Annotated in this window: 19 protein-coding genes; 9 read left to right on the top strand and 10 right to left on the bottom strand. The window is 66.6% G+C overall.

The window, feature by feature from the left end:
- Positions 1-78: 78 nt before the first annotated feature.
- The gene (locus tag OO63_RS06650; RefSeq protein WP_030358308.1) at positions 79-1,272 is read left to right on the top strand and encodes a DNA cytosine methyltransferase; all 1,194 of its coding nucleotides are present in this window, start codon (positions 79-81) and stop codon (positions 1,270-1,272) included.
- On the opposite strand, the gene OO63_RS06655 is transcribed toward OO63_RS06650, so the two are convergent.
- The 9 genes from OO63_RS06655 to OO63_RS06680 all read right to left on the bottom strand — a co-directional run bounded on the left by OO63_RS06655 (position 1,273) and on the right by OO63_RS06680 (position 15,325).
- The gene (locus OO63_RS06655) at positions 1,273-1,749 is read right to left on the bottom strand and encodes a very short patch repair endonuclease (RefSeq protein ID WP_078618971.1); all 477 of its coding nucleotides are present in this window, start codon (positions 1,747-1,749) and stop codon (positions 1,273-1,275) included.
- A gap of 33 nt (positions 1,750-1,782) precedes the next feature.
- Positions 1,783-2,751 carry a NaeI family type II restriction endonuclease gene (locus OO63_RS43205; protein WP_078618972.1) on the bottom strand — a complete coding sequence of 323 codons (969 nt, stop codon included), beginning with the start codon at positions 2,749-2,751 and terminating at the stop codon, positions 1,783-1,785.
- 29 nt (positions 2,752-2,780) lie between these two features.
- Positions 2,781-3,752, bottom strand: a complete 972-nt coding sequence (locus tag OO63_RS06660) for a NaeI family type II restriction endonuclease (protein WP_030358306.1) — start codon at positions 3,750-3,752, stop codon at positions 2,781-2,783.
- A gap of 61 nt (positions 3,753-3,813) precedes the next feature.
- On the bottom strand, positions 3,814-5,790 hold the full coding sequence (gene drmB / locus OO63_RS46280; RefSeq protein WP_346009317.1) for a DrmB family protein: 1,977 nt from the start codon (positions 5,788-5,790) through the stop codon (positions 3,814-3,816).
- The gene (locus OO63_RS06665; RefSeq protein ID WP_063750372.1) at positions 5,736-9,206 is read right to left on the bottom strand and encodes a helicase-related protein; all 3,471 of its coding nucleotides are present in this window, start codon (positions 9,204-9,206) and stop codon (positions 5,736-5,738) included. The genes drmB and OO63_RS06665 overlap by 55 nt, the downstream gene beginning before the upstream one ends.
- Positions 9,203-10,906, bottom strand: coding sequence for a nuclease-related domain-containing DEAD/DEAH box helicase (locus OO63_RS06670; protein ID WP_234311160.1), 1,704 nt, complete (start codon positions 10,904-10,906; stop codon positions 9,203-9,205). Before OO63_RS06670 ends, OO63_RS06665 begins: the two co-directional genes overlap by 4 nt.
- Positions 10,907-10,911: 5 nt before the next feature.
- Positions 10,912-12,507 carry a hypothetical protein gene (locus OO63_RS06675; RefSeq protein ID WP_157853954.1) on the bottom strand — a complete coding sequence of 532 codons (1,596 nt, stop codon included), beginning with the start codon at positions 12,505-12,507 and terminating at the stop codon, positions 10,912-10,914.
- On the bottom strand, positions 12,504-13,382 hold the full coding sequence (locus OO63_RS45315) for a hypothetical protein (RefSeq protein ID WP_157853955.1): 879 nt from the start codon (positions 13,380-13,382) through the stop codon (positions 12,504-12,506). The genes OO63_RS06675 and OO63_RS45315 overlap by 4 nt, the downstream gene beginning before the upstream one ends.
- Before the next feature lie 845 nt (positions 13,383-14,227).
- A complete protein-coding gene (locus tag OO63_RS06680; protein WP_030358302.1) occupies positions 14,228-15,325 on the bottom strand; it encodes an SEC-C domain-containing protein in 1,098 nt (365 codons plus the stop codon).
- Positions 15,326-15,483: 158 nt separating this feature from the next.
- Here OO63_RS06680 and OO63_RS06685 point away from each other — a divergent pair, with 158 nt between their 5' ends.
- From OO63_RS06685 to OO63_RS06695, 3 genes are read left to right on the top strand one after another with little or no spacing between them, the layout of a single operon-like run.
- Positions 15,484-16,338 carry a class E sortase gene (locus tag OO63_RS06685; RefSeq protein WP_030358301.1) on the top strand — a complete coding sequence of 285 codons (855 nt, stop codon included), beginning with the start codon at positions 15,484-15,486 and terminating at the stop codon, positions 16,336-16,338.
- 58 nt (positions 16,339-16,396) lie between these two features.
- Positions 16,397-16,603 (top strand): DUF3311 domain-containing protein, encoded by a 207-nt coding sequence (locus OO63_RS06690; RefSeq protein ID WP_030358300.1) that lies wholly within the window; start codon positions 16,397-16,399, stop codon positions 16,601-16,603.
- Positions 16,600-18,165 carry a sodium:solute symporter family protein gene (locus OO63_RS06695; protein WP_030358299.1) on the top strand — a complete coding sequence of 522 codons (1,566 nt, stop codon included), beginning with the start codon at positions 16,600-16,602 and terminating at the stop codon, positions 18,163-18,165. Before OO63_RS06690 ends, OO63_RS06695 begins: the two co-directional genes overlap by 4 nt.
- Here the strand turns inward: OO63_RS06695 and OO63_RS06700 are convergent.
- On the bottom strand, positions 18,122-19,528 hold the full coding sequence (locus OO63_RS06700) for an MFS transporter (RefSeq protein ID WP_030358298.1): 1,407 nt from the start codon (positions 19,526-19,528) through the stop codon (positions 18,122-18,124). The genes OO63_RS06695 and OO63_RS06700 overlap by 44 nt on opposite strands.
- An 83-nt stretch (positions 19,529-19,611) precedes the next feature.
- On the opposite strand from OO63_RS06700, the gene OO63_RS06705 reads away from it, so the two are divergent.
- The 5 genes from OO63_RS06705 to OO63_RS06725 all read left to right on the top strand — a co-directional run bounded on the left by OO63_RS06705 (position 19,612) and on the right by OO63_RS06725 (position 24,171).
- The gene (locus OO63_RS06705; protein ID WP_030358297.1) at positions 19,612-20,142 is read left to right on the top strand and encodes a winged helix-turn-helix transcriptional regulator; all 531 of its coding nucleotides are present in this window, start codon (positions 19,612-19,614) and stop codon (positions 20,140-20,142) included.
- A gap of 58 nt (positions 20,143-20,200) precedes the next feature.
- Positions 20,201-20,536, top strand: a complete 336-nt coding sequence (locus OO63_RS06710; protein WP_051810607.1) for a DUF6412 domain-containing protein — start codon at positions 20,201-20,203, stop codon at positions 20,534-20,536.
- 104 nt (positions 20,537-20,640) lie between these two features.
- Positions 20,641-21,414, top strand: a complete 774-nt coding sequence (locus OO63_RS06715) for a YidC/Oxa1 family membrane protein insertase (protein ID WP_030358295.1) — start codon at positions 20,641-20,643, stop codon at positions 21,412-21,414.
- A 158-nt stretch (positions 21,415-21,572) separates the two neighbouring features.
- Positions 21,573-22,430, top strand: coding sequence for a fumarylacetoacetate hydrolase family protein (locus tag OO63_RS06720; protein ID WP_030358294.1), 858 nt, complete (start codon positions 21,573-21,575; stop codon positions 22,428-22,430).
- 157 nt (positions 22,431-22,587) lie between these two features.
- Positions 22,588-24,171 carry a choice-of-anchor A family protein gene (locus tag OO63_RS06725; protein WP_033263873.1) on the top strand — a complete coding sequence of 528 codons (1,584 nt, stop codon included), beginning with the start codon at positions 22,588-22,590 and terminating at the stop codon, positions 24,169-24,171.
- Positions 24,172-24,186: the final 15 nt, after the last annotated feature.

Here is a 24,186-nt window from a genome sequence, read left to right on the forward strand (position 1 = left end):
GATGTCAGTGGGTTCTGTCACCCTCTGTGATGGTGGATTGCAAGATGTGTCCGCCGCTGCACGTCTGCAAGGAGGGGGATGACCCACATGAAGGAACGCGTGTACACCTCTGTGGAAATCTGTGCCGGCGCCGGTGGCCAGGCCATCGGTCTGCACCAGGCCGGATTCAAGCACGCTGCACTCATCGAGATTGATCCGCATGCAGCGAAGACGCTCGCAGACAACGTCACGGAGCGTGCGGAGTGGAACTGGGAGCGGGACCACTGTGATGTCCTGCCGCCGACGGATGTCAAGGACTTCAAGCCAGCCCGGGACTTGAAGAAGAGCGGCGCACTGCTAGCAGCCGACGGCCTGGATCTCCTGGCCGGTGGTGTGCCTTGCCCGCCGTTCTCGCACGCGGGGAAGCAGCTCGGCAAGGACGACGAGCGTGATCTGTTCCCGCGGATGCTGGAGCTCGTCGAAGAGCTCAATCCCCGAGCGGTGATGATCGAGAACGTACGCGGGATCATGGACCCGAAGTTCGCCGACTACCGCGACTGGATCATGGCCAGGCTGCAGGGTGGTACGTACCGAGGTGAAGACGGTCAGCAGGCATACGAGCGAGGGCTCGGCTACTCCGTCTGCAAGTGGGACGTCCTTGAGGCCAGCGACTTCGGTGTCCCACAGCTGCGACCGCGCGCCATCCTCGTAGCTATTCGCGAGGACGTACTTAAGGACGTCAAGTACGAATGGCCGACTCCGACGCACGAGGAGCCGGTCAGCGTTGCAACTAGCCTTCAGCCCTCCATGCTTGAGCGGTACGAGCCGTACTTCGAGGGGACGTACGCGCAGCAAGCCCGCGATGCCTATGACCGCTGGCTCGGTGAGGCGGAGAAGCGCGCCGCCGAACAGAAGGGCAAGGGGGGCGGCATCGCGCCCACGCTGGTCGGCGGGTCGAAGAAGCACGGGGGCGCAGATCTGGGCCCCAGCCGGGCGAAGGCCGCGTGGAAGCTGCTCGGGGTCTCGGGGCTTGGCGTGGCGAACGACATCGACACGTGCAAGCAGAAGAAGACCGAGGACCGGGATCTCTTCGGCGACGACGGTCCGATGCTCACCGTGAAGCAGGCGGCGCTCATTCAAGGCTTCCCGCCGGAGTGGACGTTCTCCGGAGGCAAGACCGCGCAGTACCGGCAGGTGGGCAATGCCTTCCCTCCGCCGGTAGCCGAAGCGGTTGGCAAGTCCATCCTTGATGTCCTCAAGGCGGCACGAGGGCGAGATCAGCAAGAGGGCTGATCAGTCGCTGCCGCCTTGCCTGCCGCCTCCCGTCGGACGAGCCCGGCGACTCTCGACCTCCGCGGCGATCCGGCTGGCGCACTCGGCCGATGGTTCGTGTTCCCAGAACCGGAGCACCGTCCAGCCTGCCTCCGCCAGGCGCTGGTCGGTGTCCCGGTCGCGAGCAATGTTCCGGGCTACCTTGTCGGACCAGTAGCCCTCGTTGGTCTTCGGCGGAACGTAGTGTTCAGGACAGCCGTGCCAGTAGCACCCGTCGATGAAGACTGCGACCTTCGAGGGCCGGAATACGAGGTCAGCCGTGCGACGGAGATCGGGCAGCGGCCTGGCAGCAACGCGATAGCGCAGACCTTGTGCGTGCACAAGCCTGCGAATCAACTGCTCAGGCTTGGTGTCTCTGCTGCGGATGGCCTGCATATTGCGGCGCCGGGCCGCAGACGATGCCCATGACCCTTCTGGTGGGTTCCAAGATTCGTTCATGAGCTGCAATCCTGTGTGAACTGGAGTGGAATTTCACTCTTTGGTGCCGGGCAGGCGTGGCCCGTTCTCTCGTGGGTCCCCATCTTTCGCGAGTACCCATTCCCGGCCATCTAGAGCAGTGCGAGGAAGGTCCTGATGCCAGGGCTTGGCCTCAACGACCCTGAAGCTCACTAGTTCTCCATTCCTAGGCGCGCGTGGAATCTGGACGTGGAGAGTCTCAAGGATTTTTCGGTGGGCTTTCCAGTGGCCGGCGATGAGGATTCCTTCGTTGCGAAGCACGGTCCTTGCGCGACCGTCCCCTTCACGGACCCGTGCCATCCCATCCAGCTGCTGGGCAACTGTGTCAGTTGTATCGCGATCGATCAACTGATGCTGCACTCTCTCGAAAAGCCTGTTGACCCGTTCCTGCCCAGATCTAGACTCGTCGCATATATATTTCTGGCTCTCTGGATTCAGCGAAAGTAGGATGCTTTTCGGGAATGCTGATTCCTTTGTGATCCACTCGATCTGCTTCTTTCCGACCTTCGCTGAAACTCCTCGCTTGCCGTCATTATTTGGCTTTCCGGTGAGGAATTCAGGCCTAGATCTCAGGACTCCCGCACTAAAGCGCTCGCGGGCTTCGTCCACACTGACGAGAAGGCAGATGCGCCCAACGGCTTCCTGGGGAATTGCCCAGTTCGTTCCGATGGTGAACTTGCAGTCGACTTCATGTCCCCGCACCAGGTAGTCGAGAGGTTTCTCCTTCGCTCCTTCCTTCTTTACTCCGCGAGGAATTTCGAAGGTATCCTGCAGGATGATCTCGACCTTGGTTCCGATGTATGACTTCTCGTTCTTGGTTAGCTGCTCAATTGAATAACGACCCGTTCTGCGGCCGTCAAGAACCTCGTTTACAGCCGTTCGCAGAGAGTGCCTGAACTTCTCCTCGAAGTTCTTCTGGCTACGGAACCATGAGAGTGTTTCCTGGACTGCCAGGTCTGTTGCTGGCGTGTATGTGTGCTTCATGCTGAGTCGCTAGGCTGCCTTGGCTCCGGTCAGTATGCTTTCGAAGGGGAAGGAAGTTCAGGGGCGAGTGATACGGGATCGTCAGGCCCTGCCGCGATCCAAAGCCGACCGTTGATGGCGGCGGTATGCGGGTCGAGTGGATTCGTGGATTCAGTCACCCTTACGCTGACGAACTCGCCTTCCAGGGGAACCGGTACGCCAAGTTGCCGTGCGATCTCTTGGTGGTTCCGGTAATCCCCCATGATGATGTATCCCTCACCGCGCAGTGCAGAGCGGGCACCGCCATTGCCCCTTACGCGCTTCATGTAGTCCTTCTGCTGCGCCACGGTGCGCACAACGTTGCGGCCGATGCGCCGCTTCGGTGCGCGCCTGAACAGTTCGTTCAGGCGCTGCTGCCCGGACTTCGAGGAGAATACGGCGTCGCGGTCGCGCGGATCCATATGTAGCAGCACATTCTCAGGTAGCTCGGCCTTGTGCCAAATCCACTGGATCTTGTCGCGGTGGGCAGCTTTGACGGTCAGCTTCATGTCGCGGTTGTTCCCCGTGTTCAGCCACTCGCGCCGGATGCGGAGTAGTCCCGCACTCCATTGGCTCTTGTAGTCATCTGCCGATACGAGAAGGCACAGGTGGCCCAAGGCTTCTGGTGGGATCATCCAACCGCCGGGCTGCTGCGAGTACTTACAGTCCACGTCGATGCCAGCGATCTGGTAGTCCATGGTGAGACCGTCATCGAACTTGAACTCGCGCTGCAGATTGATCTCAACCAGCGTTCCAGCGTGAGTCTTCTCGGTCTTGAAAAGGGTCTTCCAGTCGTAGCGACCGGTGACCTCGCCGTTGAGGAGCATGTCGATCGTGTCGCGGAGAACTGACGCGAACCGGTGCCCGTCAGGGTCGAGCGCACGGATTCGGTCGTACACCCTGACAAGCTCGGCATCTTTCTGTGCCAGGTCACCCTGGGAAATATGGATGGCCGCTGCGGCGTCATCTTCGAGTGGGTGCAAAACCGTTATCCAATCAGCCAGTTGAGTGAGCTGGGCAATCAGTGGACGACCGGCGGCAGAGTCAGCTGCCCTGGCTGAAGAACCCGATATCTGGATCCGATAGGGTGCCGACTACCAGACCGCGGTCCAGGAATCGATTGAACTCTTCACAGGCTGTTTCTGGAAGCAGACCGCAAGTGTGGCACGCGGCGAGGTTGCAGGAGTCCGGCCCTTGGCCGCTGCTGTCGATGCACACAGGGTCGGAGGAACACCAGCGTGCGGCCGAGATCGCTGATTCAAGAACAGTCTCGAAACGCCCAGGCTTGCCCATTCTTACCAGCCCTCCAAGCGTCCCTTCGGAGTCACCAGCAGCCGTGTAGATGAGCATTCCTGCGGTGCCATCACGACCGTTGTCCACATATAGGCGCTCACGAAGTGATGCGGAGCTGTATCCGCAGTCGTAAGTAAGCTGATTGATGAGCATGTGGGCAAGCGTATGGGCCAGAATGAACCGGGGGAAAATCTCCCGCCCCGTCAGATGTCTTTTCTCCGCGATGGCCTGAAATCGTTCACTTATCGGGGCAACCCGGTTCGCGATAGCTGGATTCCCCTCCTCCCATGCGGCCAGCTTGTCGGCATTCAGCTCTAGAAAGATTCCTTCGCCGAGTACCGTGTATGCGGGAAGCCACGATTCATCGTCTTGTACTTGCTTCCTGCGTAGCAGTGCGGCCCGGCCCTCGCGATCTTCTCGATCTGCTTCGGCGAATACCCTGTTGAAGCCCCACAGTGCTCTCGTCTCTCGCAACTTTTCCACCAGCCGAATGCTGGAGACTGAATCATTGAGTGCTGATTCGTAGGGTTCCTCAGCTTGCCGCACCACCAGATCCGGTGAATCAATCTCGCCCCTGAGCGCCGCATACTCCTCGTCGCGGAGACTGCCTGCACCGGATTCCTCGTCTGCTGCCGCAACTGCCCCGTCCTGCCCCAGGCTCTGGGCTACGGCAATGGCCTCATCCAATTGAGCGTCGCTGTACGGGGTCAGTACTTTAGCGTTGGCTTTGGCCACCTTGCGCAGTTGAGTTGCCTTCGGCATCTCTTCCATCCCCAGGAGAAGCAGAGTCTCCAATGCGCTTCTGATCGGCCCCTGAGGATCTGTGAGCAGCGCCATCAGATCGGGGTCGACGTTGCCTGTCTCCGCGGAGGGAACGAAGATCGAACTCCGGACCAATGCGTAGTAGATGTTAGATGCCCCGCGTAGAGTGGCACGAAGTGCTGCTGGGCAAGGGTGTTCTGCTTCCTCTATTCCGAGCCATGGAGTGCCACCGCGGCAGGTGTACTCGGCCCCTTTCTCAAGTTCCAGCGTCAGGACCGTCGATTCCTGCTCCCGTTGCTGGTCACGGCGCGTTGAAGTAATCCCGCTCAAGAAGCGCTCTGATCCGCACCCCTCACACTTCAGTTTCTGTGATGCTAGGGTTCCGCCCCCTGAAGTAGTCAGTTTCAGCTGGGGGCGCGTGCAGGTGGGATGAATCGAATAGTGCACCCACTCTGACCACGGGAAGTCCTGCACGTGGCCCTTCTCGCACATGCACACAAAGGGGACCTGGGCGAGGAAGGGACTCCTCTTCGTGCCCAGGCTCTCGCCACAGCCAGAACAACGCGGCTTGCCCAGGAGGTGCAATGGCTGCTTGCTTAGCTGGCGGCATCGGGGGCAGAAGCTCCACGTAGGGAACCTGAGTACAGGAATCGTCAGGTTGATGTTTGTGTCATTTCCCCCGTACGGACTCCGGCGACGGAAGTCTGGCGGGAGGAGCAGACGGCTCACACCGAGATCCTTCTCAAGGCGCCATTCGTGTACTCGAAAGGACTCAATGTCGAGCGTCGCGTCAGTCTCGGAGAACCAGTGGTCCAGGCCGGCGGTGATGACGGATGTCCCGTCGGAGAGAACCTGCATGGCTCCCGGTCCGAATGGCGCGACGAACTGTGACCGGCGTACGACTCCCTCGATCACTGTTGCACCCCCTCCCCGGCGGCGTAGAGATGTGTCACCTTGGCGCGGCACTCAGCGTCGGCACCACGCATGGACGTGGGCGTGGGCCAGCTCAGGGCAGCAAATTCCTCGGGAACGTACTGCCCTGCAGGACGTAGCAACTGGTTCGGGACGACTTCGCCACCAGGTGACCCCCACTCCGTGGGCTGCACCGCGTTCCAGCGCTTGTACCGTTCAGCGATCACGCGGTTCAATCGCCCGAGCTCGTCGGGATCGCACACCGCAGCACGCGCCCGGAGCAGGCCCGCGGCCTTGTCGAACGCCTCCTGCGGAACAGGGTAGGGCTGATCCTGCGTCCTATCGATCGTCTGACGAATGTAGGAGATGAGCACGGCGTGTAGGGCGCGGTCGAGAGCCGGCGGTGAGAAGGGAGTGGCGCTGGTCGGCTCGACCTGGGCGTAGAGGCGCTGGTGGTAGCTGCGGAAACGCTCGAAGTGGCTCCGGTCTCGTGGCTTGGCGGCGCCGTACAGGGTGACGACGAGTCCGGGACGAGTGTCAGCCCGACGCCCTACGCGGCCTGTCACCTGGATGTACTGGGATGTGCTCTTCGGTTGGCCAACGATGGTCATGAGGGACAGCCGGTCGATGTCGATGCCGACTTCGATCAGGCTGGAAGCCAGGCACGCGTCGATTGCCTTTGGCTTCTCTCCTACGGCCGGGGTGGAAAGCTTCTCCATGGACTGTGGGATCTGGTCCTGACGGAGACGGCTGGTCATCTCTTCTACGCGATTCAGATACCGCAAGGCTGTCCGGTCAGCACTCGACCGGTTATTGATGGTCTTCAAATAGTCGGGAATGTCTGACTGCATCAGCGATAGTGAATTCCCCAGCTCCCGCAGGCTGTTGAAGAACACCATCAGTGTCCACCAGGGGTCCCTCTCCTCCTCGGGAGAGTCCTGGGCAGCCTGGAGCAGCGCAGCGAAAGACCTTACCTGGACTGTCTGCATCGAGCCCAGCGCTGGAGCGTGGACGCCGATGTACTTGCGCCCAGGCAGCAGTTCTCCGGTCCTGCGGTCTCGCTCGTAGACAGCGAAGAAGGAGTCCTCTGCATTGATCCCGTGAGGCGGGAAGAGGTTGACACGTTCTCGCCCATAGAGCGATTTGATCTGTTCTTCGTGGCGCCGGATGGTCGCTGTCGAGGCCACGATCTTGGGGGCAGCCGGAGGCTCACGCCGGTAGTCGGTGCAGAGCTCTTCGATGACGCTCTCGTAGAGACCGGCCATGGATCCCAGAGGACCGGCGATCAGGTGGAGCTCGTCCTGGATGACCAGCTCGGGAGGCGAGTACTGTCGCTTCCCCGAGTCGCCAAAGCCGAAAAGAGAGCGCGCCTCTGGTCGCCAGGCGAGGAGGGCAAATTTGTCGACGGTGCCGATGACCAGTGAGGGACGGAACTCGTACACGTCGTCATCAACTACATACACCGGAAGTGGGTGCTCAGGAGTGGAGAACCGGCACGACCGGTCTGGGCAGATGAAGGCGACACGGTGCCCGCGCTTCTCGTAGCCGGCTACCGTGCCACGCTTGCCGCCCCCACGGCGTCCACCTCGTCCGCCAGGGCTGCTGGAATCGTCCGTACTGCGGACCGGACCCATCTGGGCTGCACACCACGGGCACCGCAACAACAAGAACGGGTTGTTGCTGTCGCCACTCAGCATCTTCTGCAGATCACTCACCGCTTGGCGGTGGTAGTTCGGGGTTGAATCCGAACCGACCCAGATGCCGATCGAGAAGGGCTCTTGGCCCAGATCGGTTCTCGTCAGGCGCATGTCCTCCAGGGCACAGATCAATGCCGCGGCCCGCAGGAACTGCTGAGTGGTGAGCAACCGCAGCGTGTAGCGCATGAGAACCGTCACGCTTGCGTCGTCACGCTGACGCAGGCGCCTGAGCAGCATGGCGAAGGCTGAGAGGCCGAGATAGGCCTCAGTCTTGCCGCCACCTGTGGGGAAGAAGATCAAATCGACTGTGTCGCGTTCGGGATGCCCGCGATCTGCCGTCGAGGGGAGGGAGGCGAGCAGGAACGCGATCTGGAAGGCTCGCCACCGTCCTCGGCCCCTGCGCGCTGCTTCCACCTCGTCGGGCTGCGTGCCCATGACTCGGATCCGGCCGTCCTCGACGACGGTTTCGCGCCGTTCGGGCACAGACCGCAGCTGCTGTCTGAGCATGGCCGCATTGGCGAGACGGAATGCCTGCGCTACGTCGCTCTCCTCATCGCTGGCGATGAGCGCCAGGCCCTCACGCATTCGCTCCAGGGCCGCCGAGCACCGCCTGACGTGGTCTGTCGCTGTCTCACGATGGACATCGTCAAGTCCAGCTGCTTCTTCGCTCCGGTTGCCAATCCACTCTGCGTAGGCCGTGAGCACCCGTTCGAGCTGAGCTGTCCCGCCGGGCTCCAGACCGGCGAGCTGAGCCATCGAAACGGTCAGCTCAGTACCATCCGGCAGCCTGATGTCCGGGGTGATTCTCGGAACTTCGTACGCAGGCAGAGGGTCCGCGGCGGCCCACTTGGGCGGCGCGCCGTCAGAGGGTGCCTCCCAAGTGGCTGCACAGCCATGCCCTACGGCGTATGTCTGTGTACTCCGGTAGATGAGCCGGAAAGACCGGTCATCTGGATGGGAGCTGGTGTCCTCCGGCTCTGGGTACGGAATCAGCGGGGTGCCGAGGGGGGTAGCGGTCATGCTGGTCTGGAACAGGCACTTGGCAGCGATGGGCTGCGTGCCCACGGTGGACTGATTCGTGAGCGCGGTTGTGACGAGCATTCCCCGAGGGTGCGGGCGGAGGTTCACCGTGAGGCGTGGTGACAAGCCCTCGAGTCCGGTCGACCGTTCTGCATCGGGTACCAAGTTGCGGTGTGTGCCTGCGACTTGTGACAGCTGGGCTGCTGAAATGCGCCAGATGGCGGCCATGGGGCTGCGGGCCCACCAGGTCCGCTCCCGGCCGCCGGTGACCTCCACCCGCACTTGCCGATAGCGCCCTCCGGTGAAGGTGACTTCGAGTTCCGCGCCTTCCCGGGGGGTGAGCAGGAACGAGATGCCCATGGCTGACGGTTTGAGTTCGTTCGCTCCAGCCAGGTCGAAGTCCTGGTCGTCAGATGTCTCGGAGTTTGTCTTCTCGGTGCCGCCCCACCCTGCGTTCTCGGGACCATCGGCGTTCTCTGCCGTCAGGCCCCCGATGATGTCCTGGTCGGCTAGGCCGGACTCGTCGTCAGATGATTCCGGATAGAGCACGCCGACTCCGTACCGCACAAGCGGGTCTCGCTCCAGAATCTCTTCACCCGTGGCTTCGTCATGCCAAGGGCCGTATGAGGCGGCGGAGTCGGGGAAGCGGACGGGGCTGGTGACATCGAGTGGCTTACCTGTGGGAGCAGGGCCGAACAGCTCTTCACGCAAGGCTCCCTCGATGCGCTCCCGTCCTCCTGTGCTGGTAGTCACGAGGCATCTCCTAGAACGATCCTTTGGAAGTCATGGCGGGTTGACTCGTGAGTGAGAACCGAGAGGTCGTCTCGAGCGCGAGACGAGGCGATGTAAAAGAGGGCTTCGTCGTGCCGTGTGCCGATTGAGGCGAAGTCCGTGACGATGACAGCTGGAGCGTCAAGTCCCTTGAACGAGTGGATGGTGCCGTAGGGAATGCTTGATGTGCCGGCTTCTCGGAACGGGGCTAGCTTCCGTGACCACCTGGGCTGCTTGGTAAGAGCGGCGGCTGCACTCCGGTCACTGTGCGGTGATATCACCGCGATTTCGGTGGGGGCGTAGCCTTCCGACTTCAGCCGGATCAGATGCTGGGCCAGAAGCTCCAGTTGATCTGCCTCGGTGGACCAGTATTCATGCTGGATCCGGCGCTCTCCCCGTGGACGTAGGTATCCGTTATAGCCTGGCTCGAGATTGGAGCTAATCTCGACGTACTGGGCGATGTCTGGAGTGTTGCGGCAGTTCTTCGACAGCTTGAAATACGCAGCGTGCGGTGCACGGCTTGTGAGCACGCCAAGACCGTGGTGCCCGGAGTTGTAAATTGCCTGGTTAGTGAAGTCGCCGAAGAAAAGCCATGACCCGCTACCAAGGCCGCCACGCAGTGATGCATCGAGAACATCCAAGTAGGAGTCGAGCATCAGATCCTGAGCCTCATCAATGACAAGCAGGTCGTAGGGCGCCATCGGTTCGTCGAGAATGTGAGTGAGGGCGCGTTCAGGAAGTATCTCGGTGAAGTACTCCTGGTCGTCGGATGCGCCTTTGTCCAGCGGGCCTTTAACAGTCTTCCGCATATAACTGTGCAGATGGCTTGCTGTCACATCTGGCATGTCCTGTGTTGCCTCTACGAGCCACTCTCCAAGTAGCTTGTTGAAGCAGCAGAGCAAGACTCGCTTTCCTTCGGCTGCATAGCGGCGTGCGGCTTCGACAGCAACGAAGGTCTTGCCTGTTCCGGCCGCTCCCTTGACGATGCACCGAGGGTTGTCCGAGATCGTGTCGATCAGGGCGTATTGCTCGGCGGTGAAGTGACTCACTTCTTCATGACGCCTCTGGCGGCGGATCTTGGGAGGCTCGCAGAAGTCGAAGACAGGACGCAGAGTGCTGACAAGGCGCGCGATGGTATCCGGCGTCGGCTCTGCGCCGTTCGGGTCGAACCAGGCGTCCGTGCTCGGCGCGTCAGTATGGAGCTTCCGGTTGTTCTTAAGGGATGACAGGACCAGTTGTGAGATCGAGCGTCGATGAAATGCCACGGTGTCGATGGCTTGCCAGGTCTGCCATTCTGGGGCATCCGGGACAGAAAATCTGGCATGTGTGAAGTAGACGGCGTAGGTGAACGGCACCCCCCTGATGCCGGTGACTTTCCTCTTGATTGAATGCATTGCCTCCTCGGCCTGGGTGAACGGGCTCTTTTTCTTCTTGCCGCCAAGGAGCCAGTCGTCGTGGGTCCGGGAAACATGTGTATGCGACTTCACTTCGATAACCAGCACTCCCTGGCCCGGTACGAAGACGACGAAGTCGGCCTCGCCCTTTAGCTGGGAGACGTGCTGCGCGATATGCAGTGAGTGAAAGGCGACCCAGTTGTTTGTCGCAGGGTCATCCCGAAGCCTTTCGAATACTTCCCGCTCTCCAGGGCTGGTGCCCTCAGGGTCAAAATGAGCCGGGATCATCTTGGTCACAACGCCTCCTGGCGTCCGTAAAGAGAACAGAGCAGGTAAGCGGGCACCCGATGGGATCCAGGGAGGAACTGATCTATCCGAGTAATGACAGTGCGCCCCATGTATCTGTACTGGGGTGTGACCTCAGTCCACCCTTCCTGTCCCAGTAGCTCAAGAGCGCGGGGCGTGAGTACTTCCTCGATGCTGCTGCTGGACCTGTGCCCGATCCGCCGGTGGGCTGAGTCGATCAGCCCTAGGTCCGTCCAGACCGATTCGGCCTCTTCTCCCCGGCCGAGGTAGCTCATCAAGACGGTGAAGTCGTGCTTGCTGCGCGTCCTGATGCACCAGCTACTGGTCCAGTAGGGGATGTTCGCTGTGGAAGCGCCCATATTTCTGAGATCGTCCGAGACTCCCGTGATCCCGCGTGGGTGGCGGTCCACTCTGGCCCTCAACTGCTGTTTCCACAGTGCCTGTATGGATCTCAGCCGCTCCGTGTCGTTGCCAAGCAGGGCGTTGGCCCTGACTAGTAAGTCTGCATGCTCCGAGTGGGGGCGCAACGCTAGAAAGTCCCCGGGGCTGACGCTTGAGGCCAGCACATGGCTGATGCGCTGCCCGGGACGACCCTCGACGTCAACCGTCATCACATGGACGTCAGACTCGATGGGGAGCAGCACGTGCGACCCGCTGGCCAGGACGGCCGCACGGGCTTCGACTGCGCTGTCCGTGGCTCCTGCGGGAGCGTCTGTCTGGGCATGGGCCTGCGTTGCACGGATCTGGATGAAAAATTCCTCAGCCGGTGAACACTCATGAGAGTCCAACAGGGCTACGGACTGAACCTGTTGCTCGTGAGCGTCGCTGTGCGGCGCACGACTGCTGGAAACCACGTATGGACGGGATGACTTGACCCGGTGCTGGACGCCGCTGGACGCCACTACATCACCGAAGACCGATGCGAACAACGGCTCCACGGTCGGCTGGTCCCTGAAGAATTGGTAGCGAACGACGGAGAGGTGCTCGGCTCTGGGGGCGGTGAACAGAGAGGCTGGCATCCAGGACGGAGGCCCCACCATGACTGCCGAACCAAATTTGGTGGTGCCCTGGAAACTGGCGAAAGTACCGACCCGCATGCCCGGATACTGGCGGGAAATCGCCTCCTCGACGACTGCTACCAGGCTGCGATTAGAGATCGTCAGAATCCCGTCCGACGGATCGTCGAGCGATAGGAAGTCCGCTGCCGCCTCCGCCAGTGGGCTGACCTCTTCCGTAGCGAGAGCCCGGAGCGCTTCGACTGCCCGGTGCAGCAGGTTGGCCTGAGCCGGTGCGAGCTGCGGAGCGAACTTCAGGCTCCAGTGATGCAGCCACTCGCCGTGCTCTCCGAGTTGGAGGGGCACAGCTGACAACGGCAGCGGGACAGTGCAGATCGCGCGCCGGCAGGTCCGCAGGATCCGGGCTGGTTCCCGCCACAGGTCATGGTCATTGAGATCCCCGAGGTCGCGCAGCAGTGCTGTGGCGCTCGCGAGGAAGAGCCGGACGGGTGGGAACTCAACCGGCTGGTCCCAAATCTCAACGCCGCGTGCACATGCGTACAAGGCATCGGCTTCCAGCAGTGTCATGACGTGTTCCGCCTGCTCCTCCAAGCCAGAACCTCAATGCCGCCGGGTGGGGCAAGTCCATCTGGCAGTGAAAGGTCTGCGTCGCTGCGCGCCCTGGACTGGTACAGCGCATCAGCAGCGGCTCCGGCTGATGGTGAAGGCCTCTCAACGAGTGCGAGGGTTGTCGGGCTCATGCAGGAATAGAGCCAGCGACATGTGGCCGCGGCTCCGTCAAGCACGGTCACCTTGGCGCGCTTGCGTATGGCTTCCGAGCGGACCAGCTCCGGCTCTGCCTGCGAAGGCAGGACCAGCGTGCGGTATGGCTGGGCGACATCGGCCATATAGCGGGGCCTGAAGAGATCCCTGAGTGTTACGGGTGTGGCTGTCTCGGAAGCGGCCACGGATGTTGTTGCCGCCTCGGTTTCCAGTGCCGTCGTGCTCCCGACGAGAACGCTGTACAGAGCGCTGAACCCGTAGAAGTCGGCTGCAGGCCCAGGAAGCAAGGGTTCCACGCCCGCAGGAATGCCGAGACTGTGCGGTTGGCAAGGGGCGCCGCGCAGCACGTTCGGAGGATCGGGCCAGCCGATCACATCCAGTTGGTACTGCGCGGCAGGCAACCAGGAGCCACCAACCTGGTATCCGTTTCTGCCGGTGTGCTCGACGGCTGCGTGCAGCTCACCTGCATACGTTCTCCGGCCGTGAATCTCCACCAGTCGAACCGGCGTTGAGGGGGGAAGCCGTTTGGCGCTGTGGAACTGGCGCTCGCTCGTTGTCGTCGAGCCGAGCTGGGGGCGGAACGCGGAGTACGTGATGCCGCATGCTGCAAGGACCGCCGCGTAACTGCGGGTGGGAAGGGAGACCGCGATGACAGTGCAGTCCTCCGAGGCGGCCAGCATGGCAGCCCACGACCCCAGGCGTGCGAACCAGGTGGCCCAGGGAGGCAGGGGCCTCCGTGTGGTCCGTTCGCACAGGAGGGCGTCGCAGAGGGGGGTGTCGTAGTGCGTTGTTCTCACCCCGCGTTCAGTTGCTCCTGGTGGCCTATCCCGTAGGCACTTTACGGTGGCCTGACATCAGCGACCCTCATGTTCGAAACTCTTGGTGGCTCGTTCAAGTCACTTAGTTCCTGAGTGCAACGATGGCAATCGGCAGCCTAGGGCCCCTGGTCGGCAGCGACCGAGTTGATGGCTGGAAAGCGACTGCGGTCATCGCCTCTGCGTGCTTCAAGTGGCAGAAGGGGGCCGGGCGATCGGGGGCAACCCGGAGGCGCCATCGACGCATTCACCCGGTGATGCGTGTTCCTGCAGGTGGGGTGCAGTGCGGGCGACGGTTGCTCATCGGTGCCACGGTGGCGTTGATGGTGGCGGCGTTGGATCACCCGCGGAACGGATTGAGGCGGGCGCGCTGGCACGAGGCAAGGGGAATCAGGTCAACTGCATGGTAGGAGCAGTGAGTTGAGGGGTGTCGGGTGGGTGTCGCTGTCGGCGTTTGCTAGGTCATGTGCACGACACTGCCGCCCGGGGGTATGTGTGTCTGGGCTCGCCTCTCGCGGTGACTTCCTCCAGCTGAAGGGGCAGCCGGCTCCTGGACGACGACTGGCCCGACTGGTCACCGGACCTGGCCTTGCCGGCCCGGGCCCTTTCCGCATCCGGGCCGACCTGTAAGCCCTGTTCGTAGCCCGATTGCGCGGACGACCGTATGGACAGCCCGGCGCCCGCCTGCGAGGCACTGGGCGACCTGACCGTCAGGCGGTGCCACCGCCGTGGCACTCCGCGTACGCCCTCCCCGTACCGCACCAGCAAGCAGCCCCCGCCTCCGGCGGCCACCCCTCTGCCCGCCCCCGCGCAGCCAGCGTCGTCGCGTACTGCGGCAGCAGCAGGGGGTCGTCCGGAGAGGCGCCCTCTGAGGCGGCGAAGGCCTCGTAGGAAGGGACCGTCCCCGTCACGATGCCCAAGTTCGGGGTGCCCGAGGTGGAGAGTTCGCGCAGCGAGGACTCTATGGTCGCCAGGTGGGCCTCGTGGGACGGGTACTCCGAGGTCAAGTCGGGGTACGCGGCGAGGAGTTCGGTGAGTTCCGTGGAGGGCCAGTGGAGGACGGCGACCGGGAACGGGCGGGAGAGGGCCTCGCGGTAGGAGCCCAACTCCGACTGGAGGCGGGCGATTTCGGCGCGGAGGTCTTCGGGGTTCTCCGAGCCGAGGGCCCAGACCCGCTTGGGGTCGTGGAGTTCGTCCAGCGGGACCGGCGCCCGGCCCGACGCCGCCGCGCGCGTGCGGTGGACCCGGTCCGCCAGGCCGTCCCACGCGTCGTGCTCCGCGCCGAGCAGGCGGCGTACCCGGTGGCGGCCGAAGAGGAGGGGGTGGGTCGGGTACGGGGGATCGGCGGGGGCCTCCGCCTCCGGCGTCGCGCCCAGCGTCTGCGTCGCCTCCGGCATCGCGCCCAGCAGCCGCGTCAGCGCCTGCGTGAACGTCTCGTGCGCCTGGTCCAGCTCGTCGTGCGCCTCCAGCGCCTCCGCCACGATCACCCACGGCGCCGCGTCCGCCGGCGCCGTGCCGCGCACGCCGTCGATGATCGCCCGCGCCTCCGCCTCGTGGCCGTACTCCCAGAGGTTCGCCGCCTTCAGCGCGCGGACCAGGGTCGGGTTCTCCGGCGGGTGCGACGCCGACGGCGAGAGCAGGCTGTCGTAGAGCGTCGTCGCGCGGTCGCGGGCGTCGGCCAGCTCCAGGTGGGCCGCGGCCTGGAGGAGGAGGTGTTCGGCGTCCTCCGGGTAGAGGCCCGCGGTGCGCTCCAGGCGCTCCGCTTCGGCGATGTGGTCGACGTGGTCGGCAGGCGTGTCGGGGCGCATGGGTGACACCGTACTGCCGTTCCCGGGGTGGGGTGTATGGGGTGCGGCCCGGTCGCGTCATCGCGCCTCCGGCCGGGCGCGGCTCCGGTTCGGCGTGTGTCTGGCCAGTTGCGGGCGCTGCCCTTATCTTGCGGGCCTGCGCTGGAGGTGGTCGTCAGGTGTCTCGGGTACGGGGACGTGTTCCCGTCGTCGTCCAGGGGGCCCCGGCCGTCCGGCGGCCGCCGCTCCTCCGCCTCCTCTGGCACGCCGCCGAAGCCACCCTCACCCTCGGCCTCGTCCTGCTCCTGCTCGTCGTCCACCAGCTCTGGTGGACCAACCGCCAGGCCCGCGCCGCAGCCGAGAGCAAAGCCGATTCCCTGGAGCGGGAGTGGGGAGAGGGAGCGGGGAAGGGGGAGGGAGAGGGAGAGGGGGAAGGGGAGGCAGGTGGTCGGGGGGTGTCCCGCGAGCGTGGGGATGGTGCCGTCGGCGATCGCGGCGAGCGGGGTTCACCCGGCGGTGACACCGGCGCACCCCCGGCCAGCAACGGCCCCACCCGAGGCGCCCCCGCCAGACCCCCCACCGCCGACCGCGCCTACGCCGTCCTCCGCATCCCCCGCCTCGGCCTCCGCGTCCCCGTCGCCGCGGGCGTCAGCAAGGGCGGTGTGCTCAACAAGGGGTACGTCGGCCACTACCCCCGCACCGCCGCGCCCGGCCGCCCCGGGAACTTCGCGCTCGCCGGGCACCGCAACACCCACGGCGAGCCCTTCCGGCACCTCGACCGGCTGCGCCCCGGTGACCGGATGACCGTCGGGACGCGGGACGCCGTCTACACGTACACCGTCGACAAGACCCTGGACCGGACGAGCCCGCGCGACGGCGGGGTCATCGCGCCCGTGCCGCGCAGCGCGGTCCGGCCGGGGCACGGGTACGACCGCGCCGGGTACTACGTCACGCTCACCACCTGCACCCCCGCGTACACCTCCACGTACCGCCTGGTGGTGTGGGGGAAGCTGACGTCCATGCGGCCCCGCTGAGCCCCCCGTCCGGCACCGCCCCCGCCCCGGCCGACCGGCCCGGTTAAGCTCCTGCCCCGTGATCAAGCGCCGCCCCCACCTCCTGTGGCTCCTCGTGCCCTTCGTGCTGTACGTGGGGGCGTTGCCCTTCGTGAATCGCGTACGGCCCCTCGTGCTCGGGCTGCCGTTCCTGTTCGCGTGGCTGCTCGTGGCCACGCTCGTCACGCCGGTCGCCGTCTGGCTCACGTACCGCGGTGACAAGAGGACGCGGCGGCGGGTCTCGTGAACGCCACCATCGCCACCAGCATCTTCGGCGTCTTCATGGTCGCCACCGTCGGTCTTGGTCTGCTCGCCGTACGGGGGCGGAAGGCGGGGGGCGGCGAGAGCTCGCCGAAGGGCGCCCTCGCCGAGTGGTCCGTCGGGGGGCGGTCGCTCGGGACCGTGCTCATCTGGGTGCTCATGGCCGGTGAGGGCTACACCAGCTTCAGCTATCTGGGTGCCGCGGGCTGGGGGTACAACTACGGCGCGCCCGTGCTGTATGTCGTCGCCTATATGTCCTGCGGGTACGCGGTGGGGTACGTCGTGGGGCCGATGCTCTGGGCGTACGCTCGCCGCCACGGGCTCGTCGGCATCACCGACATGGTGGCGCACCGCTACGGAAAGCCGTGGCTCGGCGCCGCCGTGGCCGTCATGGTCACGGTCTTCCTGCTGCCGTACATCCAGTTGCAGATCACCGGCATGGGCGTCGTCGTCTCGACGATCTCGTACGGCGCCATCAGCCTCAACTGGGCCTATTTCATCGGGTTCGCCGTCACCACGGGGTTCGTGGTGGTGAGCGGGCTGCGCGGCAGCGCGTGGGTGTCGGTGCTCAAGGACGTGCTCGTCATCGGCACGCTCGCGTTCCTCGTCGTGTACGTGCCGCTGCACTACTTCGACGGGTACGGGGACTTCCTCGACCGGGTCGTCGCGGAGAAGGGGGAGTGGCTGACGCTGCCCGGGAGCGGGAACAGCCCGTACGGGCAGGCGTGGTTCGCCACCACCACCTTCCTGAACGCCCTCACCGTCGTGATCTTCCCGACCACCGTCGCGGGCTATCTGGGCGCCCGCAGCGCTGACGGCCTGCGCCGCAACGCCGTCCTGCTGCCCGCGTACAACATCCTCCTCTTCGTGCCGATGCTGCTCGGCATGGCCGCCCTGTTCGTGGTGCCGGGGCTCACCGGGGCCGGGTCGAACCTGGCGCTGTTCAAGCTGGTCGTGGACTCGCTGCCCGCCTGGGTGGTGGGGCTCGTCGGGGTCGCGGCGGCGCTGTCGTCCATCGTGCCGATGGCCGTGTTCATGCTGGTCATCGGCACGATGTGGGGCAGCAGCGTGGTGTCCCTTCTGCCCCGGTGGTCGGCCCCCGCGCGGCAGAAGCGTGCCTCGCAGACGGTCGTCGTGGTCGCGGGCGCGCTCGCCCTAGTGATGACGTACGCCGCGCCCAACACCCTCGTACGGCTCTCGCTGATCTCGTACGAGGGGATGGCGCAGCTCCTTCCGATGCTGCTGCTCGGCCTGGTCTGGCGGCGGCTGACGCTGGTGGGGGCCGTGAGCGGGCTCGTCGTGGGGGTGGCGATCGTGTGCGGGCTGGTGTTCAGCGAGCACGACCCGGTGTTCGGCGTGAACGCGGGGATCGTCGCGCTCGCGGTCAATCTGGCGGTGGCGCTGGCCGTTTCGTACGCCGGTCCCGTCGATCAGGACAGCCGGCCGGACGGGGAGGTGCTGGCCCGGGACCCCGCCGACGAGGACCCCGACGGCCCCGGCGGCCTCAGCCCCGTGCCGGGCGGCGCTCCCGCAGCAGGACGACGCTGACCGCCGCGACGACCGCGAGGCCCGCCGCCACCACCAGCGCCGCGTCCGCCCCGTGCGCGAGGTCGTCCGGCGAGGAACCCGACGCCGTCGCCACCGCGATCATCAGGGCGACGCCCGCGGCCGAACCGAGGTAGCGCGCGGTGTTGTTGGCGCCGGACCCCATCGCGGCCCGGTCGGCGGGCACCGCCTCGACGGCGAGCAGCGGCAGGGCGGCGTTCAGGAGGCCGGTGCCCACGCCGGAGATCAGCAGCCCCGGCAGCAGCCGGACCAGGGAGTCGGCGGCCACCGCGCCGAGCATGGTCAGCAGGGCGGTCGCGTGCAGCAGGAAGCCGACGGCCAGTTGGTGGCGGGCCGGGACGCGGCCCCCGAGCCGCCTGGCCTGGAGGGCGACCGGGAGCGAGACGCCGGCCCAGAACGCGAACAGCCAGGCCGCGCGCATCGCCGGGACGCCGTTCGCGGCCTGGAGCAGCGTCGGCAGATAGCTGAACAGGCCGATGACGGAGAAGCCGGTGAACAGGCCGCCCGCGGTCGCGGCGAGGAACGGCGGGCGGCGCAGCAGGCCGAGGTCGAGCAGCGGCGCGGCCGAGCGGCGCTCCACGTACGCGAAGACTCCGGTCAGGAGCGCGGCCGCGAGCAGGAGAGCGCCGACGGGGGCGCGCAGCCAGCCGTCGCGGCCGAGGGTGAGCGCGGCGAGCAGGGCCACCATGGCGAGGCCGAGGGCCCCCGCGCCCGCGAGGTCGGGGCGGCCCGCGCGCGGGGCCCGGGACTCGCTGAGCGCGCGCGGCGAGGCGAAGGCGACGGCGAGTGCGAGCAGGCCGAGCACCGCGTACGGCAGCCGCCAGTCGGCGAGTTCTGCGAGGCCGCCGGAGAACGGCGAGGCCACCGCGATGCCGCCGCTGACGCTCGCGCCCCACACCCCCATGGCCCGGATCCGCCCGGGCCCGGCCGGGTACGCGTGCGCGAGCAGGCCGAGGCTGCTGGTGAGGACGGCGGCGCTCGCCGCGCCCTGGGCGACGCGGGCCAGCGTGAACAGGAGCGTGGTGTGCGTGAGGGCGGCGAGGGCCGTGGTGAGGCCGAGCGCGAAGGTGCCGACGAGGAAGGTCCGGCGGCGGCCGTAGTCGTCGGCGAGGCTGCCGACGACCAGGAGCAGGGCGGCGAGGCCGAGCGGGGCGCCGTTCAGGAGCCAGGCCTGCGCGGACAAGGGGGTGCCGAGGGTGGCGGCGATGTCGGAGAGCGTGACCATCGGCGCGCTGTACGTCATGAGCGTGACGGTGGTCGCGGCGGCGGTGACGGCGAGGGTGGCGGTGGGGCGGCCTCCGGCCCGGGGAGCGGAGGGGAGCACCGAGGAGTCAAGTTCATTCATTGAACCTATGGGCATGTGGATGACCGTAGCATTCGAAGTTCAATGAATGAACCTAAGCCCGGGAAGTGGCTACAGTGGGAGGCATGGCTCTCGGCAAGGACTACGTGGCGCAGGACTGCTCCATCGCGCGCGCCCTGGAAGTCGTCGGCGAGCGCTGGACGCTCCTCATCGTCCGCGACGCGCTCTACGGGGTGCGGCGCTACAACGACTTCCTCGTCCACCTCGGCATCCCGCGCGCGGTCCTCGCCGCCCGCCTCCAGTCGCTCACCGACGCCGGCGTCCTGGAGAAGCGCCCCTGCCCGGAGGCCCCCCGCCGCCACGAGTACGTGGTGACCGAACGCGGCCGCGCCCTCTGGCCTACCCTGCGCGCCCTCGGCACCTGGGGCCGCGACGCCTTCGGCGACGGCAAGCCCCTGCGCTACTTCCGGCACGCCGCCTGCGGCACCGAACTCGGCCTCACCGCGGAGTGTCCGGCCTGCGGCGGCCTCGTACCGCTGGAGGACGTGGAGATGCTGCCGGGCCCCGGGCTCGACGCGGACCCGGCCGATCCGGTCAGCCGGGCGATGCTCGGGCCCCGCAGGCTCCTTCAGCCCATCCGGATCGATCCTGTATAAACAGCAGCAGGACAACAGCGGTCGTACGACTGAGCGAACGGCGAGGGGAGGTGGCGACGTGGTCAAGGATCTGACCAAGCGCGTGCTCGGCAAGTGGCTCGCGCCGCTGCGCCCCGCCGCCCTGGTCCTCTTCCTCCTCGTCGAGACCGTCCTCGCCGACACCGGCAGCCTCTCCGCCGCCGTCGCGCTCGCCGCGACCGCCGCCGCGGGCTCCGCCCTCGCCCTGTGCTCGCTGCTCGCCGCGCGCTGTGCGCCCGCCGTGCCGCGCACCAGGGTGCGCACCGCCATCCGCGACCGCGAGCAACGCACCGCGTTCCTGCCGCAGCGCGACCCCGACGCCCGTGGCCGCACCCGGCCGCGAGCACCCGGCCGTCCCCTCCTGACGGCCGCGTAGGGAACCCGGGCGCCCCATCTGCCTGACCCCGCGCGGGTCGTCATGCCGACGCACACGCCTCCCCGAGGCATTCCGGCACGACGAGACCCCCGGAGGGCTCACCCATGTCTTTCTTCGCCGACCTGGTCGCCGACCTCGCCGACCTGCTCGCCCCGCTCTTCCACGGCTCGGCGATGGCCGCCGCCATCGTCGCCGTGACCATCTGCGTACGCCTGCTCGTCCACCCCCTGTCACGCGCCGCCGCGCGCGGTCAGAAGGCCCGCGCCAAGCTCTCGCCGCAGATCGCCGCGCTGCGCAAGAAGCACGCCAAGAACCCGGAGAAGTTCCAGAAGGCGCTGATGGAGCTGCACCGCAAGGAGCAGGTGTCCCCGCTGGCGGGCTGCCTGCCGGGCCTCTTCCAGCTGCCCGCCTTCTTCCTGCTCTACCACCTGTTCTCCAGCTCCAGCATCGGCGGCGAGGCCAACGAACTCCTCGACCACAAGCTGTTCGCGGCACCGCTCGGCGGCCGTTTCGCCGACGCCCTCGGCGACGGCGGCCTCTTCGGCGCGGCCGGGCTGCTCTACCTCGCCCTCTTCGCCCTCGTCGCCGCCGTCGCGACCTTCAACTACCGGCGTACGAAGCGACAGCTCGCCGCGAACCCGCCGGTCGCGCCCGGTGCGCCCGGCGCCGAGCAGGTGCCCGGCGCGGGGGCCATGGCCGCCATGACCAAGTTCATGCCGCTGATGTCCTTCATGACCCTGTTCACCGTGGCCGTGGTGCCGCTCGCGGCCGCGCTGTACGTGGTGACCAGCACGACCTGGAGCGCGGTGGAGCGGGCGTTCCTGTACCGGGACATGCCGACGGGGGCCGGTGCGATGGGGGCGGCCGCCGCGATGTGACCTGGTCGTCCCGGCGCTGCGACCGCCCCCGCGCACGGGATGTGACGGTCCAGTACGTGAACGGGGTCTTGCGGAGCGGACAATCAGCTTGGAGGATCGACCAAGCTCCGATGCCGCCACCATCGGCCCTGCCGAGCTCGACCAGAGGGAGTCAGACCATGAAGCTGCTGCGAGTCGGTACGGCGGGCGCCGAGCGTCCGGCGCTGCTCGACGCCGAGGGCACCCTGCGCGACCTGTCCGGCACGGTCGCCGACATCGACGGCGCGCTGCTCGCCGACGACGCCGCGCTCGCCCGCGTCCGCGCCGCCGCCGACGCGGGCACGCTGCCCGTCCTCGACCCGGCAGGACTGCGGGTGGGGCCGCCCCTCGCCCGCATAGGCAAGGTCGTGTGCATCGGCCTGAACTACCACGACCACGCGGCCGAGACCGGCGCCGAGCCGCCCGCCGAGCCCGTGGTGTTCTTCAAGGCGGCGGACACCGTCGTCGGCCCCGACGACACCGTGCTCGTACCGCGCGGCTCGGTGAAGACCGACTGGGAGGTCGAGCTGGCGGTCGTCATCGGGCGCACCGCCCGCTATCTGGAGTCGCACGAGGAGGCCCTCGCGCACGTCGCGGGGTACGCGGTCGCGCACGACGTGTCCGAGCGCGAGTTCCAGATCGAGCGCGGCGGCACCTGGGACAAGGGCAAGAACTGCGAGACCTTCAACCCGCTCGGCCCCTGGCTCGTCACCGCCGACGAGGTGGCGGACCCGCAGGCCCTCGGCCTGCGCCTGTGGGTCAACGGCGAGCTGAAGCAGGACGGGACGACGGCCCAGCAGATCTTCCCGGTCGCGGAAGTGGTCCGCTACGTCAGCCAGTTCATGACGCTCTACCCGGGCGACGTGATCAACACGGGTACGCCGGCCGGGGTCGCCCTCGGCCAGCCCGAGCCGAAGCCGTACCTGCGGGCCGGGGACGTGGTGGAGCTGGAGATCGACGGCCTGGGGCGGCAGCGGCAGGAGCTGAAGGGGGCCTGACGTCCGGTCGGATCCGGTGCGGGGCGGCCGGGTCCCGCGGGGCGGTCGGCCACGTCCCCCGGACGTAGGCCAATGGGGGAAGCGGTAAGCGTGTCTCCCCTTAGTTTTGTCTTAATTACGCATATTTCCGAGTATGCGAAGAAAACGTTCAGCGTATGTGGCGGCGGCAGTCACCGTCGCGGCCGCCGCCATCGTCGGCGGCCTGGCCGGGCTCGGGGTCGCCGACCCCCTGCCCGGCGGGCTCGGCCCCTGCAAGGGCGCGGCCTGCCCGGAGAACGGGTACCCGGAGGTGAACAACGGCCCCGTAGCGGGCCGGGACGAGAACATCAACGTCTTCGTCGGCGAGAACATGCTGGTGCGCGAGGCGGCCGCGGAGGCCGAGGGCAAGGTCGTCGTCCTCGGCGGCTTCGACATGAACAAGCGCGCCGGGGCCTCGCAGATCTACAACGTGGGTGTCGCCGGTGTGGGCTCCCGGGTGCCGCCGCCCAACGGCTCGGACTTCCTGACGGTCGGCGACGACCTGTCGGTCGCCACGGGCCAGCGGCTGCTCGCCGAGGAGGGCAGCGTCTCCGGAGTCGTACGGTACGGCGGGACCCTCACCGGCCGGGTCATCCCCGCGCCGGTGCAGGACGCCGGCGCCGCCGACAAGTACGCGATGCTGCCCGGCCAGCTGACCGAGGCCAGCCAGTGCTACGCGTACGAGAACGGCTCGCCCCGCGAGACCACCGGCACGGCGGTCAACAACGGCAGCGAGACCGTCTTCACCGGCGACGGCACCTCCGAGATCCAGGTCTTCAACGTGGACTTCGACATGGTCAGCCGCAGCGGCGGCGACCAGGGCATCTCGTTCCGGAACATCCCGGCCGACGCCACCGTGCTGGTCAACCTGGTCGGTGACGCCCGCACGGTGCGCACCTACAGCGGCCTGCTGTCCGGCGTCAGCCGCGAGAAGCTGCTGTGGAACGTGCCGGACGCCTCCTCGGTGCGGTTCGGGGGCAGCGGGCAGTTCCAGGGGAGCGTGCTCGTGGGATCGCCCGGCAGCTCGACGACGGTGACGCTGCCCGGCATGAACGGGCGCTTCTTCACGGTGGGTTCGCTGACCCACACCTCGCTGGCCGGGGGCGGCCAGGAGATCCACGCGTACCCGTTCACGGGCGATCTGCCGTCCTGCGAGGTCATGGGGCCGTCCCCGTCGCCGTCGGACAGCGACGGCCCGAGCCCGTCCCCCTCCGACAGTGACGGGCCGAGCCCGTCCCCGTCGGACAGCGACGGCCCCAGTCCTTCGCCGTCGGACAGTGACGGGCCGTCTCCGTCGCCGTCGGACAGCGACGGCCCGAGCCCGTCCCCCTCCGACAGTGACGGCCCGAGCCCGTCCCCGTCGGACAGTGATGGGCCGTCTCCCTCGCCGTCGGACAGTGACGGCCCCAGTCCGTCCCCCTCCGACAGTGACGGGCCGAGCCCTTCGCCGTCGGACAGTGACGGGCCGTCCCCCTCGCCGTCGGACAGTGACGGGCCCAGTCCCTCGCCGTCGGACAGCGACGGCCCGAGCCCGTCCCCGTCCGACACGGCCACGCACCCCCACCCGCACCCCAGCCCCAGCAAGACCGACGGCGAGATGGCCCACACCGGCACCTCGTCCGGTGAGCTGGCGCTCGTGGGCGCGATCGCCGCGGCCCTCGTCGGCACCGGTGTCGGGTTCGTGGTGATGATCCGCCGCCGCGCCGAGGACCAGATGGACTGATCCGGACGGCTGACC

It is taken from the genome of Streptomyces alboflavus (genome assembly GCF_000716675.1).
In the GTDB taxonomy this organism is placed as follows: Bacteria; Actinomycetota; Actinomycetes; order Streptomycetales; family Streptomycetaceae; genus Streptomyces; species Streptomyces alboflavus.

Bases quoted from the DNA above. Each gene is read 5' to 3' on its own strand.
- OO63_RS06650 (WP_030358308.1), top strand. From the start codon at position 79: ATGACCCACATGAAGGAACGCGTGTACACCTCTGTGGAAATCTGTGCC.
- OO63_RS06655 (WP_078618971.1), bottom strand. From the start codon at position 1,749: ATGAACGAATCTTGGAACCCACCAGAAGGGTCATGGGCATCGTCTGCG.
- OO63_RS43205 (WP_078618972.1), bottom strand. From the start codon at position 2,751: ATGAAGCACACATACACGCCAGCAACAGACCTGGCAGTCCAGGAAACA.
- OO63_RS06670 (WP_234311160.1), bottom strand. From the start codon at position 10,906: ATGATCCCGGCTCATTTTGACCCTGAGGGCACCAGCCCTGGAGAGCGG.
- OO63_RS06675 (WP_157853954.1), bottom strand. From the start codon at position 12,507: ATGACACTGCTGGAAGCCGATGCCTTGTACGCATGTGCACGCGGCGTT.
- OO63_RS45315 (WP_157853955.1), bottom strand. From the start codon at position 13,382: ATGCTGGCCGCCTCGGAGGACTGCACTGTCATCGCGGTCTCCCTTCCC.
- OO63_RS06680 (WP_030358302.1), bottom strand. From the start codon at position 15,325: ATGCGCCCCGACACGCCTGCCGACCACGTCGACCACATCGCCGAAGCG.
- OO63_RS06700 (WP_030358298.1), bottom strand. From the start codon at position 19,528: ATGAATGAACTTGACTCCTCGGTGCTCCCCTCCGCTCCCCGGGCCGGA.
- OO63_RS06705 (WP_030358297.1), top strand. From the start codon at position 19,612: ATGGCTCTCGGCAAGGACTACGTGGCGCAGGACTGCTCCATCGCGCGC.
- OO63_RS06715 (WP_030358295.1), top strand. From the start codon at position 20,641: ATGTCTTTCTTCGCCGACCTGGTCGCCGACCTCGCCGACCTGCTCGCC.
- OO63_RS06720 (WP_030358294.1), top strand. From the start codon at position 21,573: ATGAAGCTGCTGCGAGTCGGTACGGCGGGCGCCGAGCGTCCGGCGCTG.